Genomic DNA, 14623 nt, shown 5'->3' with positions numbered 1-14623 from the left:
AATAGGCCAATAAGCGTCGCGGGATGGAGCAGCCCGGTAGCTCGTCAGGCTCATAACCTGAAGGTCGTAGGTTCAAATCCTACTCCCGCAACCAACGCTTTCGACTGAGGTGATACAGCAATGCGCCGCTCACGGGTCGGAGCATCTAAATCACCAGAACACAGTGATAAAATCCCTGCTAGCGCCCCATGAAGCTCAATGGCGTGGTTGTTGGGCTCGTCCGCGTCAGCATGAAGAACGACTTTGTCGATAAGGCTCCGGAGGATCTCTGTCGCTTCAGAGCGAAGAAAAGGGTCGTTGAGGGTGTCGATCAGGTTGGTGATCTTCCGGGCATAAACGTCGGCCAAGCGCGGGTGCAACAAGATCGGGTCAGGATCGGGCGTGCCCGAGAGTTGTGCTTCCAGATCGGCCTTGTGCGCCTCCAGGGAGCTCATCTTCTCCTTCATACTCGCGTGAAACATCCCCTCGGTGATGGCCTCGACGAGGTTCGCGATCTGGCGTTCTGTTTTGGCCAGGTCGCTTTCCATCTGTGCGCGGTGGGCGGCGGCGGACTTGCGGGCTTTGTTCAGTTCTTCTGTATAGGCCTGTGCAAATGCGTGGACGAGATCCGGGGCCATGAGGCGGGACTTCAGGCCCGAAAGAACGCGGTCTTCAATGTCCGTGCGTTTGATGCTGCGGCGGTTGGGGCAGGTGCCTTTGTTCCGCGCGGCTGAGCAGCCCATGCGCTCTTGATTGATCATGCTGTAGCCGGAGCCGCAGTCCGCACATTCCAGAAGGCCTGACAAGAGATATGAGGGCCGTCGCGCCGTCTCGGTGCCGGGGGTATGTCCGGCGTTACGCGTCTTAAAGACCTCTTCGCGGAGTTTGGACTGGCGCAGTTTGACCTTATCCCAGAGCGCATCGTCGATTATGCGCAGGTCCGGGGTAATCCACCCAGATCTTAAGGGGATGCGGAAGTAGAATTTTCAGGGCAGGATGAACGAGGAGATTCTGACGAAGATGACACGATTTACCGAAGCGCAGATCATGGCAGTGCTGCGCTAGATGGTTGGCGGAGTGCCCGCCGCCGAGCTGTGCCGCGATCACGGGATGAGCAGTGCGACACTGTACAAATGGCGTGCGAATTACGGCGGCATGGAGGCCAGCCTCATCAGCGAGATGAAGTCCATGGCTGAGGAGAACCGGCACCTGAAGCGCATGTCAGCATGCAGAATGACCTGCTGAAGGGTAAGCGCTGTCAATGGCAGGTCAAAAATCCCCAGAACGGGCAAGTTAAGATTCCCCAGTTTGGTGTCTCGGTTGTCTGCGGGATTATAGACTGGCAGCTCCATTTTTGATTTTGGGTGGGCGCCCTCTGCGCTTTGGAGGTGGGGGCGGCGCAATGGGCGCATTTGCACGCACATGCTCTGGAATGAGATCGGCATGACCACGCAGGCGGTAGCTTGCTCCTTCGATGTGCATGACGACAGCGTGATGGAGGAGACGATCCAGCAAAGCGGTCGCCACGACTGGATCTCCAAAGACTTCACCCCACTCCGCGAAGCCACGGTTGGAGGTCAGGATCATCGCGCCTTTTTCATAGCGCGCGTTAACGAGCTGGAAGAACAGATTGGCACCACCCTGTGTGATTGGGAGGTATCCGATCTCATCGACAATCAGCAGTGAAGCGCGTGTGTAGAAGCGGATCTTCTCGATCAGCCGACCCTCTCGTTCGGCTTTCGACAGGGCTTCGACCAATTCAGCCAGGGTGGCGCGATACACACTGCGCCCCGCTTTGACGGCTGCGACCCCAAGCGCTGTGGCCAAGTGGGATTTCCCTGTGCCCGGCGGCCCCAGAAAGTGAACCACCTCAGCTCTGCGAATGAAGTCCAGCTGCGCCAGGGCGGCCACCCGCTCTCTGTCGATCGACGGCTGGAAGGCAAAGTCAAAGCCCTCCAGCGTCTTGATCGGAACAAGGCGTGCTGTCTTGAGTGCGACATCAATCCAGCGCGTCTCACGCGTGGAATATTCCTCGCTCAAGAGCGTGTCGATGGCTTCCAAGGCCGTGATTTCCCCTTGCTCGAGGCGATGCAGGGTATGATCAAGCGCCTCCAGAGCTCGAGGCATCTTCAACCCCACCAGTGCGCCGCGGACGCGGTCCAGAAGCCCGCTCATCGCGACACCTGTCCAGTTGATAGCCGACGCCCAACCGCATCGTAAAAGTCGAGGGATCGGTGAAGGCCTGATGGCCGCTCCGAGCGCACGACCTGCCGCTTCGGAGGGGCTTTGCGATGGCTCGGATCAACACGCCGTTGGTTTTTGCCCTCGAGCACAGGATGTCGGGCAATTTCCACCCCATCCTCAAAGATGCGGATATCCCGCGTATGGTTCTGGACTTCCAGCGTGCGCCTGCGTGCCGTATCCGGTACGCTGTAAAGGTTGCCATCGACCGAGATCATGCCGTCCTTGCTGACCCGGCGCTCCACACTGAGCACAGCATCATACGGCAGGGCCGGTAAGGCGATCAGCGCTGGTTGCTCCAGGGCAAAGGCGTCATCAACGACACGGCCCGTGGTCGCATGAACACGCGGGTTGGCAACGGTTGCCCGCCATGCGGAGAACTGCCCATTCAAATCCTGTAAATTGCGGAAGTTGCGTGCCAGGAAGAAGTCTTGGCGGATGTACCGGAAAGGCCGCTCAACTTTTCCCTTCGTCTTTGCACGATAGGGTTTACAAGCCTTAGGGGCAGCGCCGTAGTGCGTCAGCAAGGCCACGAGTGACCTGTTGTACGTCACCACACCTGCTGCGTCTTCGCCGATGACCCCGTCTTCATCCGGTCATACAGGATTTCTTCTGGCGTCCCTCCTAGGGCCTCGAAGGTGGCGATGTGACATCGGAGGACTGTCTGCAGGTTCTGACTGTCGGCGAACCTGCCCCACATCCAGCGGCTATGCCCAAGGACCAGACTGAAGAGCCAGACTTTGCGCACTGTATCTGGCTCGTCGGTAAAGCAAACCGGAAACTCGGCGAAGTCGACCTGCGCCTGTTGACCTGGCGGGGTCTCGAACCGGCGTTCGAAAGGCGTTTGGGCAGGTGGCCGGATCTCTCGCAAAAATCCCTTCACGGTGGAATAGCTGCCTTCATACCCAAGCTCCTTGATCTCACGGAAAAGGCGTCGCCCGGACAGCCCCGGAAACTGGGTCACGCGCTCTTGCAAATAGTGCTGGTATCCATCCAGTTTGCTCCCACGAAGGGGGCGCGGCCCATAAATCGGCGGCTCAAGTCCAAGATCAAGGTATTTGCGGACGGTCTTGCGATCGCAGCCCATCTGTCGGGCAATTGCACTTACGCTCAGCCCCTGACGCTTCAAATCATGTATCAACACAAGGTTTCTCAGTTGGATCACCCGGCAATCCTCCCATCCAATAGAGAGCATTGCGGGGTAGATTTTGGCGAAAGCCAATTCTGAGGGGGCATGCCCCCTCAGAATTGGCCACTCAGTGCCTCAACTGGGGAAAATTCACTTGCCCGTTTTGGGGAGAATAAGCCTGCCACTTACAAGCGCCGCCTGATCACCCACTGAGTTTCGGCTTGACGACACTTGGGTTGGTGGCAAGCGCTCAGCCGATAAGCTTCGCGTCGTTCATTCGTTTGATCGTGTCAGCAACGCTTGTCAGGGTGCCGATAGCACCGAAGGACTCGCTCTTGGTCATGCTTTTGTTGTTCTCAAAATATCCATGCCTTGGGTCAGCAGCGCCATGATTTGCGCTTCGTCGATGGCATTCTTGCGGAGGGCTTCGACGATGACGCCCTCTATGATCATCTGCTGAGCCGTGACTTGCCCTGCGATCACCTCGATGCTGCGCTTGAGATCTTTCATCTTGCTCATGAGTACTTTGGCCCGTTCGGCTTGAAGTTCCACGGCAGCAGGCTTTTGATGTCGTCCTGCATATGTCCGTTCAATATCTTGTCCAGCACGTGTTCCAGGTAGGCCTGCGGGTTGATGCCGTTCAGTTTGCAGGTACCGATCAGCGATGCCATGCGTGCCCATGTGACCGCCCCCTTCGTCGTTTCCCGCAAAGAGTGCATTCTTTCTTGTAAGAGGAATCGGGCGAATTGCGTTCTCTACTGCATTCGTATCCATCTCGATGCAGCCATCGTCAAGGAACCGCGTCAGGCCCACCCATCGTTTGAGGCCATACCTGATATGGCGGGCCAGATCCGAGCTTGAAGAGAGCAGGTCGCGTTGCCCTTCCAGCCAAAGACGCAGTGCAGCCACGATGGGCTTGGAAAGCTGTTTCCTGACGGCGCGCCGAACGTCCGGCGCTTTGCCCCGGATGTCAGCCTCGATCCGATAAAGCTGCGCGACGCGATTGGTCATTTCCAGACAAATCGGGGATTGTGTCGTGCGGCTATAATCGACGAACCGGCGTCGCCAATGCGTCCAGCAATAGGCCATCGTCCAAGGGGCATTGGTTTTCTTCGGATCACCTAATGCATCGTATCCGGCGTAGCCATCAACGGTCAGCTGGCGCCCCTGGAAGTCACGGAAGATCTCTTGAGCGGTTTTGGCGCTCCGGCTTCTGGAATGCTGGAACACCACAATTTGCGGATCGCCCCACTGTACGGATCACGTCCCAGCACTGTTTGGACCACCAACGCCAAATCCGCATGCCGCTTTCGGACGTCGACCGGCCGCGTTGCCAGATAGACGTGGTACGCCCCTCCAGGCAAGATCATGTGGAAGCCCGAATGGCAGACAAAATATGGCCAAGATGGTCGGGGGCAAATCTTGCCGGCACTAAGACCCGAACGCCTTCGATTTCCAGCACAATTCCATCGCATTCGTTCCGACGGGCAACACGGGCGTCGCCGTCATGCCCTTCAACGACCACAGGCACCAACCCAGGGATGTCGTCATCGGGCATTGCAAGAACCCCTTCACGGGCAGCACGACGCCAGGAATGAAGCTGCGGCGCGGAGATACCGTGCTTGCGAGCAACGTCCGCGACCGAAACCCATCACGGTAACTCTCCAGCACCAGCTCCGCCTTCACATGTTCCGGCCACCGGCGCCGGCCCGTTGGACCCATCACAACATCAATACGCCCGCCATATCCTTCTTCGGCACTGTGGCAAGTTACGTAATTTTGTACCGTATCATCCATAAGAACCCTCCATATCTGGACGGCTCCTTCTAAAAGAAACAGAAAATAACACCTACGAGAGCGATGGCGCGGCGCTTACGCTATGGTCTGCATCAGGGGTTCATTACCCCACACTGCTCGCAGCAGAATGGCATGGTCGAAAGGGTCATCCGCACCCTCAAAGAACGATGTACAACCGTCATCGCTTCGAGAGCATCCAGCACGCCACGCGCGTCATCGGCGACTGGATCAGCTTATATAATAACAGCCGCCGTCATCAGGCCCTTGCCATGCGCACGCCTGCCGAGGCATTCAGATTAACGGCTTAAACTGAGCAGAAAATGCTGGCTCATTACACCGACGCATTTGCCGGCCTTTGCGCGGCCTTCGAGGTCGCGATGGGTTTTGATCGCCAGGTCTGTGAGAAAGAGGGCATTTATGGTGCCTTTGAAGCCGATAGGGATAACCTTACGGTCCAAGCCATAAATAAAAGGCCCAGTTCCGAAATTGGAAAAGGGCCTTTCTCTTTGTTCTTGATCAGTCAGCAAGTGTCTAGAAATTGACCTCTACGCTACTGCCTACTTTTGCGCGCCCATCTCCGTCAACTGTAGCATCTGCGCGTAGGATGGTGCGGCGCAGCCTGCGGGTAATGCCGGCTGTGAACGAGCCCGTGCGGAAGGTTTCGCCTTGCTCCAGATCAAGGCGAGCATGATAGGCGAGGGGGCTGTCGTCGTCCGATTGCTCAATCTCAATGTATCCGCCATACGTGCAGCCCAATGCCTCGCCCACAAGCGGTTCGTAGCAAGCTACCCGTGGGGCTATGGCGAACTTGCCCAAGTCTTCCCAGACGCTCCATTCATGACGGATTTCGATAAAAGCACGGCCGCCGGAAATCTCGCTCAGGCTAAAGTCACCATACTGCGTGAGGTTGCCCAAGCTGGTTTTGACCTCGACCTCTGCCTCTGGCGAATAGGCGAACTCAAGCCCCCCACGTGGGGTGACAGTAACTTCTCCAAGGTCCAGATCACCGGACAAGGCGATCCCTGCAAAGCCGGCGAAGTAGGTGTAGTGTCCGTCTGCATCAATTGTCCCGATTGAGCGGTCAAAGGCCAGATCGAACTCGTGACGTCCGGCAGCTGCACCCAGATAGTAATCCAGATACAGGCCGTTTTGCAGTTGGTCCGCGCCATAAATGCCACCGTTCAGCCCAATGCCCGCAATCTCGCCGTCGGCAAGGCTGCTGATGTCGTTTTGGCTGCCATAAAGGCCAAAGAACCATCCGCGCAAGCTGGTTTCGTCGCGGAAGCGTTCGCGGCGGAAGGACAGGTTGAGCTGGCGTTGCGATTGACCGTCGTCACTTTCATGAAAGCTCAGGGCGCTTTCTACGATGGTCCACTCGTCGCGCACACAGTCATAGGTTTCACGATAGAGACCGCCATCCAGCTGCGCCTCAGTGTCGTTCGCATCCCCATCAATGCGGCGCTGAAGGGTGCCGCCATTGTGGCAGGTGCTGACCAGTGGCGCTTGGTCAATCAAGCGGAACTCCACGCGGCGGTTTTGGGCCTTACCCGCGTCCGTCGCATTCGATGTCGCAGGGCTGGTTTCTCCATAGGCGCGCGCGACGAAATCTTCGGTGTCGACACCGCGATCGGTCAAGGCGCCCAAGACAGCATTGACGCGACGTTGGCTCAGTCCGACGTTATAGGCCATCGACGCATCGCTGTCCGTGTGCCCCGCAATTTCAAAGGCAACGCCTTTGCAGGTTCCAAGGATTGAGGCGATCTCATCTAGTGTTTGACTGCTTTCCGGCTTGATGATGGCGCGGTCAGTGTCGAACAAGATTTTTTCGGCCTCTAGGTTTACAGCCTCTTGGCAGGCCGTCGCCGTGCGTGCCTTCAGACGCTGCAATCCGTCCGACGCGTATCCTTGCATGCGGGCCGCTTGCTGCGTGATCGCTGCAGCGCGGTCCTCGTTCAGAACCTTGGTCAGATCTTCTTTGATCAGGGCCAAGAGGTCGGGATCTGTGATGCGGACCTGCGCGGTTGCGCTGTCGCAGTTGGTCGGGTTCAGGATCTCGCAAATCTCGTAGGTCAGGGCATAAGTGCCTGCCGCGATACCTGCTGGGATCGTCAGAGCGCCATCCGTCGCCAGCGTAGCGCCCGTCATGCCGCCGTCGTCGGTCAGTGCGATCGTGGTAAGAGAGCCGTCGGCTGGAACGACGTTTCCGTCGATTGTGTCGTTCGTCAGGACAGGGCCGGCGGACCCCGCCACGACACTAGACCCAGCAGAGCCTGTGAAGTCATCGTCCACAGCGTCGATCACGGCCGGATTGATGCGGATCGTGACCTGAGCATTGTCACAATTGGTCGGGTTAAGAACCTCGCAGATTTCATAGGTGTATGTGTATGTCCCGGCAGAAGTGCCGGGCGCAACAATGACGTCCCCGCTTGCTGCATCAAAGGTGATGCTGCCCTGCGCTGGGACCGTATCCAACCCGATTGGGGTGGTGCCGTCTTGAGAGGATCCGCTGTTGAACACGGTCACATCGGTTGCGATCGCGGGCCCTGCCGTGCCGTCGAGGATATCGTTAGACAGCACATAAGGGATCGTCGCGCCGTCGGATCCGCTGATGGCAGCAGGCGCGTCGTCAACGGCGTCGATGGTTGCGGCATCTACAGTCACTGTGACCACGGCGGTGTCACAGTTGGCGGGGTTGAGGACCTCGCAGATCTCGTAGGTATAGAGGTACGTGCCCGCGGTTGTGCCGGGGGCGACGGTGATCTCGCCGGTGGCGGGATCAAGGGAGATGCTGCCCGCTGCGGGGGTCGCATCGAGGCCAAGAGCCGTGGTGCCATCCTGCGCGGTGCCGGTGACAGCGAGAGTAACGTCGGTGCCAATCGCGGGATCGGCCACGCCGCCAAGGGTGTCATTGGCCACCACGTTGGGGATGGTTGCTCCGAGCGCGCCATTCACCGCGGCGGGGGTGTCGTCCATGGCCACGGTGGCCTGCGGATCGGTCACAATAGTGACCACGGCGGTGTCACAGTTGGCGGGGTTGAGGACCTCGCAGATCTCGTAGGTATAGAGGTACGTGCCCGCGGTGGTGCCGGGGGCGACGGTGATCTCGCCGGTGGCGGGATCAAGGGAGATGCTGCCCGCTGCGGGGGTCACGTCGAGGCCAAGCGCCGTGGTGCCATCCTGCGCGGTGCCGGTGACAGCGAGGGTGACGTCAGTGCCAATCGCGGGATCGGCCACGCCGCCAAGGGTGTCATTGGCTACCACATTGGGGATGGTGGCGCCCAGCGCGCCATTCAAGGCGGCGGGGGTGTCGTCCATGGCGTCGACCACCGGCGGAATATCCTGAATCGTGAAGGTAGCCGTCGCAACTGGCGTCCCGATGCAGCTTGCGTCCGCGACCAGAGCTGCGGTCCCCAAATTTCCGATGCCAAAAATGATTGTCTCATCGCTTTCGCTCATTGCATCGGTCAAAAGTGTGAAATCGATGGCGAAGGGCGTGTCGGAGTAGGTGCCCGCTGGGACAGAAATGCTGTTGGTGTAGGTGAAGTCGTCACCTTCGGTCGCGGTGCCGCCAACAATGGTAATCGGAACCGTCAGGCCCCCGCTCGGGACCTCGCCCGTGACCAAGATGGACGGGCCGCTCGGAGACGCCGTGGTCTCAGACGCGCTCCAGGTTCCGGTGTTGTATTGTACGTATGGTATGAATGTCAGCGAAACGTTGTCCAGCAGGTTCCCCTCCAGAGAGAAACCGCTTCCGACTGCAGGGGACGTGCTGCGGAATTTAAAATCGACGATACCTGACGGGCCAGTGTAGGTGGTGGTCCCAGATACCTCGACCCATCCGTTGGTGGCTGTGTTGCTGTCAATGACCATGCCGCCGACCAACATCTCCACTGTCTCGGGCAGCCCTCCGGCCGTTGCTGAGGATTTGTGCCAGAAGCTATAGCCGACTGTTTCGCCGGTCTGAATGCAGATGGGTTGCGTAACGCCCGCAGGTTCAGAAGAATTCAGTTCGATATAGTGGCTGCCATCTTGGGCATCTCGGCCGTTCTTGCGGGAAAATTCGATCACTTCACCAGAGTAGCCGCAGCCTGTGGCGTTGAAGCTGGCCTCTGTCTCCCAGCCGGGAATGTCGCCAGCGGCAACGTATGCGCCCCATGTGCCTGATGTGACCACCCGAGGTGAGGCGGTACAACTGACTGGATATAAGTTCGACCCGTCCAAAGCGGGTGCGTTCTCTTCGAAGCTGCCATTCTCGAGGGCCCGCTGAGCGAGCACCGATGTGGCTGCAAAAAGCAAAATCTGAAGACTAATGAAAAATGAAAAAATAAAACGAAACATAAGCGCACCCGGACTGTGTCACTAAGAATTGATGACTCATCCATGAGTTGTATATAAAAACGTACTAGATGCTAGTAACAATACTCATACCTTGTTGATTGCATTGCCGAGATTATGCCGTTGAGGTTTTGCAGGGGAAACCCTGCATTCCTGTATGATCCTGATTATCATAGTGAATGCAAAGTGTATCGGTATGAGACGAGTATCTTGCGTGACTTGTAAGTGTTGCAGTCACAGTTGCCGATTGACGGCAAGTTTGGCTGAAGTTTAGAAATATCGAATTGGTAGATATACACGCATAGAGTGTTTTCTTCCGGACCTGCTAATGGTCGTTTTGCAGCATCTAATCGATGTAGAAATGAAAAAGGGCGCCCCAGTGGGACGCCCAATTCATGATTAATTTTTTTACGCCGCTTTGCGGTTCCGAGGGCGGCGACGCTTCTTTGCGGGGGCACCTTCGGAGCTTTTGGGCTTCTGACTGTTGGATCGCCCGCGATTGCGACCACCGCCGGGTTTGCCTGCCGGTTTTGCATCGCGGCTAGGGCGCGTGCCGCTGGCGACGGGTAGTTCGATCTTCATTAGCTTCTCGATCTGACGGAGCAGATCGGTTTCCTCGGGCGAGCAAAAGGCGATCGCTTCGCCGTCGCGGCCTGCGCGGGCGGTCCGACCGATCCGGTGGACGTAGTTGTCAGGCACCTCGGGGAGGTCGAAGTTAATCACATACGCCACGCCTGGAATGTCGATGCCACGCGCGGCGACGTCGGTTGCGACCAGAATGGTGATTTCGCCTTCGCGGAAGGCTTTGATCGCGCGGTCGCGCTGGCCTTGGCTCTTGTTGCCGTGGATAGAGGCCGCATTGTAGCCGTCAGCCACAAGTCCCTTCATCAATTTCTCGGCGCCATGCTTGGTGCGTGAGAAGACGAGTGTCAGAGCGTCCAGATCCTTTGACAGGATCTCGCGCAGCATCTTCGGCTTTTCAGGCTTGCTCAAGAAGTGGATTGACTGCGTGATCTTGTCTGCCGCCTTGCCAGGGCGCGCGACCTGAACCTTTTGTGGGTTGGTCAGATAGGCGTCGGACAATTCTTCGATCTGCTTGGGCATGGTGGCCGAAAACAGCATCGTCTGGCGCGGGGTGCCAAGGGCAGGCGCGATCTTGCGCAGTGCGTGGATAAAGCCAAGGTCCAGCATCTGGTCCGCTTCGTCCAACACCAGATGGCGCACAGTGCCCAGATCAATCGCTCCGCGATCCATCAGGTCGATCAGGCGGCCGGGAGTGGCGACCAGAATGTCGGTGCCACGAGACAGCGCGTTGATCTGACGGTTGATCGACTGACCACCCACAACAGTCACAACGCGGATACGGCTGCCGTCGGTCAGAACGCGCAGGTTATCGGCGATCTGGTTTACCAGTTCGCGCGTGGGCGCAAGGATCAGCGCCTTGGAGGTTTTGGGCAGGGGTTTGCCGGGCTGTGACAGCAGCGTGTCAATCAAGGGCAGGCCAAAGGCCATGGTTTTGCCCGTTCCGGTTTGCGCCAGGCCCATGATATCGTGGCCTTCGAGAGCAAGCGGGATCGCTTTCTCTTGAATCGGGGTGGGGGTGGTGAAGTTAGCGCCTGCAAGCGCATCAAGGAGCTTGGTCGACAGGCCAAGCGCGGTAAAATCGGTCAAAAGACGTCCTTTGCAGCCGGTCGCGTTCATGACGAGGGCCGGCATATCAGGGCAGGGCCCGCCTTTTGCGAGCCTGCGAGGGTCTGGTCGGCCTCTGGATGGGCAGGCGAGTCCTGCTTGTCCGGCCGGTGCATCAGGAACCCTGCGTGATGGGGAACTTAGAAAGTGTGTACGCTGATGCGTCCTTGGTCAGGTCGCGGCTTGCTCACGCGGCAGCGCAGCGTACGGGGTAGATGGGTTGAAACCCGCTCTACGTCAAGGGCGAGGTAGACGCCCGAAAGAGGGCCAAGAGGCCCAGAGGCGCAGAACAGTCGCAACCGCTCTGCGCCGAAACCGACAATTAGGCCAGTTCGAGGTTGGTCGCCGACTGGCGACCGTCGCGGCCTGCTTCGATCTCGAAGGAAACAGCCTGACCGTCGTTCAGCTGGGTGATACCCGCGCGCTCGACTGCCGAAATGTGAACGAAAATGTCACGGCCGCCATCTTCGGGTGCGATGAAGCCGTAGCCTTTGGTCTGGTTGAACCACTTCACGGTACCTTTGGTCATCGTGAGTTCTCCTGTTTTTCTGCCATCCGCACAACGCGATAGCTTGGCTCAGAGTCGTCGTAGGAACTACTGAGGCCGATAGGAAACAGAAGGTCGTAGAAGATGCTTAGCGCGAGTGACATACTCGGGATCACTGCAAAATTCAAGTGACCATCCTGCAGGTGCACTGCATAGCAGCAAATACCTCAGGGCATGGGGCGTTTGCATCACAGTCTTGTGCTCGTGCTTGTTTCCAGAGTTTAAGGCGGTAGTTTGAACTTCAGAAATTAGGCCGTGGGGCCCGACCGCGATCCCCACAGGTTTTTGTGACATAAGGTGAGATATATGGTCCTCAAGACTTGGCGTTTCGCGCCGCTCCTATTCGTAGCGCTTGGCGCCTGTGCGACTGCCCCGAAAACGACCGAAGAGGGCTACATCACCGAATTGCCCGAAGAGGTGGTGGCGCTGGCGGCGCCCTACCAGAACCTGAACGCTGTGCGTTTGGATCCGGCGGATGGATGCTACTGGTATCTACATCGCAATCCGGTCGAGGACACGTTCCTGCCGCTACGAACTGCGGGAGGGAACCCGATCTGCACGCGCCTCGCCACAGAGGCAGAGATCGCAGCGGCAAATACGGGCGAAACCCAGTAAATGTAAAAGGCGTCAGGATGATCCTGACGCCTTTTTTCTTTAGCTCGTGGCCGTGACGCGGTCTTCGGCTTCGTAGAGATACGCAGTAGATCCTGTCTCGACATGTTCATACAGGTCGATGATGTGGGCCATGATCATCCGGACGCAGCCAGAGCTGGCGCGACCACCAACCGACGACGGATGCGGCGTGCCGTGGATTCGCAGGTAGGTGTCACGGTTACCTTCGAACAGGTAAAGCGCACGGGATCCCAGTGGGTTGTTGGGGCCGCCGGGCATCCCGTCTTCGTGCTGTTTATAAATCTCTGGATCACGTTCGATCATCGCGGGCGTCGGTGTCCAGCCCGGCCACTTGGTCTTGCGACGGATCGTATAGGTGCCTGCCTCGTACAGGTTGCCTCTGGCGATCGCCACGCCGTAGCGCATCGCTGTGCCGTCATCGCGTACGTGGTACAGGTAGCGGGCTACAGCATCCACGTGGATGTCACCGGGAGTTAGGCCAGCCTTGGCTTCGACCCGCACAGGCAGGAAACGTGGCTGAAGGCCCCAAGGGTTCGAGGTTGCAGGATCATAATTGGGCGGGGTCACGAGGGCATCCCACTCGTCCCAGCGGCTCTGGTCGCTGATATAGGCCGCAAAGGCAGGGCTTGCGATCGGCGCGGAAAAGAGCGCGGCTGCAGTCTGAATGAAATGGCGTCTGGTCAACATGTGGCAGCTCTCCTTAATTCGCTTTCACTAACGCCCTTGTGGATGGGGCAGTGTCAACCAATGGAACGCTGAACACGCCAGAAAGATGCAATAAAATTGCCGTGTGTTGGCGATTGCGCCGCGCGATGTTGATCTTTGGCATCAATTTACGGCTCAAACCTGAACAGCAATCACGGGATCACTCCGATATTTCCGCAGCAAGCCAAGGCCCACCAAGGCGATCGCAATCAGCACTAGGGAAAAGAAAAAGAACGCCATTTTCAGTCCCCACAGATCGCTGACATACCCGACCATCACTGTGGGAATCGAGTTCGACAGATATCCTGCAACGTAAAAGCGCGCGATGTACTTTTCTCGGGTGTCCGGCGTCGCGGATTTGTTGGCCAAACCCAAGGATCCGACGAAAGCTGCCCCATAGCAAAAGCCGCAGATCGGCATAAGAGCCAGCATCACGTAGCCAAGACCGCCGGGTTCGGCCAAAATCAAGGCAATCTGCGCAAGGATCATCCCGAGAAGTCCGACGAAGACCGCCTTTTCTACCGGAAAACGTCCCCAAACGAATTGCCCCAATCCCGCAAAGAGCTGAAAGATCGCAGGCACCAGCCCAGCCAGCGCGACAGAGGGCAAGCCATAGACGCTGATTCCCAAATCGGTTCCTAACGCCATCAAAATAGAGCCAAGCATCCACGCAACACAGATCACAAGGCAGGCCAGAATGAACATCGGCAGATGAACGCCTGTCTCGGGCTCATTGGCTGTGATTGTGGGGGCGGGCTTCGGAGTCTTGCGCGGCCAATGGCTGACCGTCAGACCTGTCGCAGCGAGTGCGGAAAGCAATACGATCACGATAAAAGGCGACACCGTTGGCGCGAAGTGCAACGATAATGCGATCGAGCTTAGGATCGGCCCGCCCGCAGCGCCCCCAGTAAACGAAAGCGTCGCGAGGACGGCTGCCGTGCGCCTCTGCTCTGCAGGATATATGGAAAACAGAGCGGCAGAGGCCATGCCTGTGATCGCCCCCGTGCCAAAGCCGTTCAGAAACCGTCCAATCAGCAACAAGGATAGGCTGTCCGCCATCGCAAAGAGCGCAGCCCCCAGTGCGGTCAAGGCGAGCCCGGGAATGATCACTTTGCGCAGGTCCTCTAGTTGCCCGCCGATCTTGCCTGACACGAACAGCGCGAGCAGGGCACCCGCAGCGTAAATCGAGAAAATTGCGGTACCCACCACTTTATCTAGATCCAAGGTCACCAGATAATAGGGATAAAGCGGGCTGGGGGCTGTACTTCCCAGAAGCGCAGCAAAGATAGCCAAAGCGCAGCAGGCCCGAGCCAAGCGCGTCTGGTTGAAATTCTGGGTCATTGTGGCTTTCACAAAATTACAGGCGGTTCGGGGCAGCGTTGTGGCCACTGATCCGGCGCGGTCAACCTAGCTGACCAGAAAAGGCTGTATTCACCGAGTCAATTAACAGTGAGGTTATCCGCTAGCGGATAGATTGTGTGCGCTGAGCGACCGGAATTTGCAAAGCATTCAAGTTTTACGCGATGGCCGCGCGGGTTCTTCGGCTTCTTACTTTCAGTGAACTGATC

At 57.9% G+C, this 14623-nt stretch carries 11 protein-coding genes, 1 tRNA gene and 3 pseudogenes; 4 read left to right on the top strand and 11 right to left on the bottom strand.

Translation table 11 applies throughout. The features are described 5' to 3' along the window. Positions 1-17: 17 nt before the first annotated feature. Positions 18-94: transfer RNA gene (locus BM225_RS05295), tRNA-Met, on the top strand. Here BM225_RS05295 and BM225_RS22395 read toward each other — a convergent pair. Further along, the gene (locus tag BM225_RS22395; protein WP_420809847.1) at positions 51-740 is read right to left on the bottom strand and encodes a hypothetical protein; all 690 of its coding nucleotides are present in this window, start codon (positions 738-740) and stop codon (positions 51-53) included. The two genes, BM225_RS05295 and BM225_RS22395, sit on opposite strands and share 44 nt — an antisense overlap. Positions 741-1044: 304 nt before the next feature. Here BM225_RS22395 and BM225_RS05285 point away from each other — a divergent pair. Further along, positions 1045-1206: pseudogene (locus BM225_RS05285) on the top strand (transposase); the annotation flags it as partial. Positions 1207-1311: 105 nt separating this feature from the next. Here BM225_RS05285 and istB read toward each other — a convergent pair. From istB to BM225_RS05260, 5 genes and pseudogenes are all read right to left on the bottom strand, one after another. Continuing rightward, positions 1312-2154, bottom strand: coding sequence for an IS21-like element helper ATPase IstB (gene istB / locus BM225_RS05280; protein WP_072707539.1), 843 nt, complete (start codon positions 2152-2154; stop codon positions 1312-1314). Next, positions 2151-3385, bottom strand: a pseudogene (istA, locus tag BM225_RS05275) (IS21 family transposase). Before istA ends, istB begins: the two are co-directional and overlap by 4 nt. A 303-nt stretch (positions 3386-3688) precedes the next feature. After that, positions 3689-3868: a hypothetical protein gene (locus BM225_RS05270; protein WP_083595726.1), complete on the bottom strand. Its 180-nt coding sequence runs from the start codon at positions 3866-3868 to the stop codon at positions 3689-3691. After that, positions 3865-4597: pseudogene (gene tnpC, locus BM225_RS05265) on the bottom strand (IS66 family transposase); the annotation flags it as partial. The gene BM225_RS05270 and the pseudogene tnpC, both read right to left, overlap by 4 nt. A 118-nt stretch (positions 4598-4715) precedes the next feature. Continuing rightward, positions 4716-4964: an IS66 family insertion sequence element accessory protein TnpB gene (locus BM225_RS05260; RefSeq protein WP_245780424.1), complete on the bottom strand. Its 249-nt coding sequence runs from the start codon at positions 4962-4964 to the stop codon at positions 4716-4718. Positions 4965-5313: 349 nt separating this feature from the next. Between BM225_RS05260 and BM225_RS22390 the strand changes: the two genes are divergently transcribed. Beyond that, entirely contained in the window at positions 5314-5454 is a 141-nt protein-coding gene (locus BM225_RS22390; protein ID WP_218157046.1) for an integrase core domain-containing protein, read from the top strand. Positions 5455-5677: 223 nt separating this feature from the next. Here BM225_RS22390 and BM225_RS05245 read toward each other — a convergent pair whose 3' ends face one another. From BM225_RS05245 to BM225_RS05235, 3 genes are all read right to left on the bottom strand, one after another. Beyond that, entirely contained in the window at positions 5678-9421 is a 3744-nt protein-coding gene (locus BM225_RS05245) for an OmpA family protein (RefSeq protein ID WP_177218571.1), read from the bottom strand. Between the two features lie 468 nt (positions 9422-9889). Then, positions 9890-11152: a DEAD/DEAH box helicase gene (locus BM225_RS05240; protein ID WP_072707532.1), complete on the bottom strand. Its 1263-nt coding sequence runs from the start codon at positions 11150-11152 to the stop codon at positions 9890-9892. Between the two features lie 340 nt (positions 11153-11492). Beyond that, entirely contained in the window at positions 11493-11699 is a 207-nt protein-coding gene (locus BM225_RS05235; RefSeq protein ID WP_072707507.1) for a cold-shock protein, read from the bottom strand. A 324-nt stretch (positions 11700-12023) separates the two neighbouring features. Between BM225_RS05235 and BM225_RS05230 the strand changes: the two genes are divergently transcribed. Continuing rightward, positions 12024-12332 (top strand): hypothetical protein, encoded by a 309-nt coding sequence (locus tag BM225_RS05230; protein WP_072707505.1) that lies wholly within the window; start codon positions 12024-12026, stop codon positions 12330-12332. Between the two features lie 39 nt (positions 12333-12371). On the opposite strand, the gene BM225_RS05225 is transcribed toward BM225_RS05230, so the two are convergent. Both BM225_RS05225 and BM225_RS05220 read right to left on the bottom strand, forming a co-directional pair. Next, positions 12372-13037: a L,D-transpeptidase gene (locus BM225_RS05225; protein WP_072707503.1), complete on the bottom strand. Its 666-nt coding sequence runs from the start codon at positions 13035-13037 to the stop codon at positions 12372-12374. 153 nt (positions 13038-13190) lie between these two features. Then, entirely contained in the window at positions 13191-14396 is a 1206-nt protein-coding gene (locus BM225_RS05220; protein ID WP_072707501.1) for an MFS transporter, read from the bottom strand. Positions 14397-14623 lie beyond the last annotated feature (227 nt).

Source organism: Donghicola eburneus (genome assembly GCF_900115865.1).
GTDB lineage: Bacteria > Pseudomonadota > Alphaproteobacteria > Rhodobacterales > Rhodobacteraceae > Donghicola > Donghicola eburneus.
Note: the sequence above shows the minus strand (reverse complement) of the source record. Positions and strands in the feature narration are given on the sequence as shown.

Bases quoted from the DNA above. Each gene is read 5' to 3' on its own strand.
- BM225_RS22395 (WP_420809847.1), bottom strand. From the start codon at position 740: ATGATCAATCAAGAGCGCATGGGCTGCTCAGCCGCGCGGAACAAAGGC.
- istB (WP_072707539.1), bottom strand. From the start codon at position 2,154: ATGAGCGGGCTTCTGGACCGCGTCCGCGGCGCACTGGTGGGGTTGAAG.
- BM225_RS05270 (WP_083595726.1), bottom strand. From the start codon at position 3,868: ATGAGCAAGATGAAAGATCTCAAGCGCAGCATCGAGGTGATCGCAGGG.
- BM225_RS22390 (WP_218157046.1), top strand. From the start codon at position 5,314: ATGTACAACCGTCATCGCTTCGAGAGCATCCAGCACGCCACGCGCGTC.
- BM225_RS05235 (WP_072707507.1), bottom strand. From the start codon at position 11,699: ATGACCAAAGGTACCGTGAAGTGGTTCAACCAGACCAAAGGCTACGGC.
- BM225_RS05230 (WP_072707505.1), top strand. From the start codon at position 12,024: ATGGTCCTCAAGACTTGGCGTTTCGCGCCGCTCCTATTCGTAGCGCTT.
- BM225_RS05225 (WP_072707503.1), bottom strand. From the start codon at position 13,037: ATGTTGACCAGACGCCATTTCATTCAGACTGCAGCCGCGCTCTTTTCC.
- BM225_RS05220 (WP_072707501.1), bottom strand. From the start codon at position 14,396: ATGACCCAGAATTTCAACCAGACGCGCTTGGCTCGGGCCTGCTGCGCT.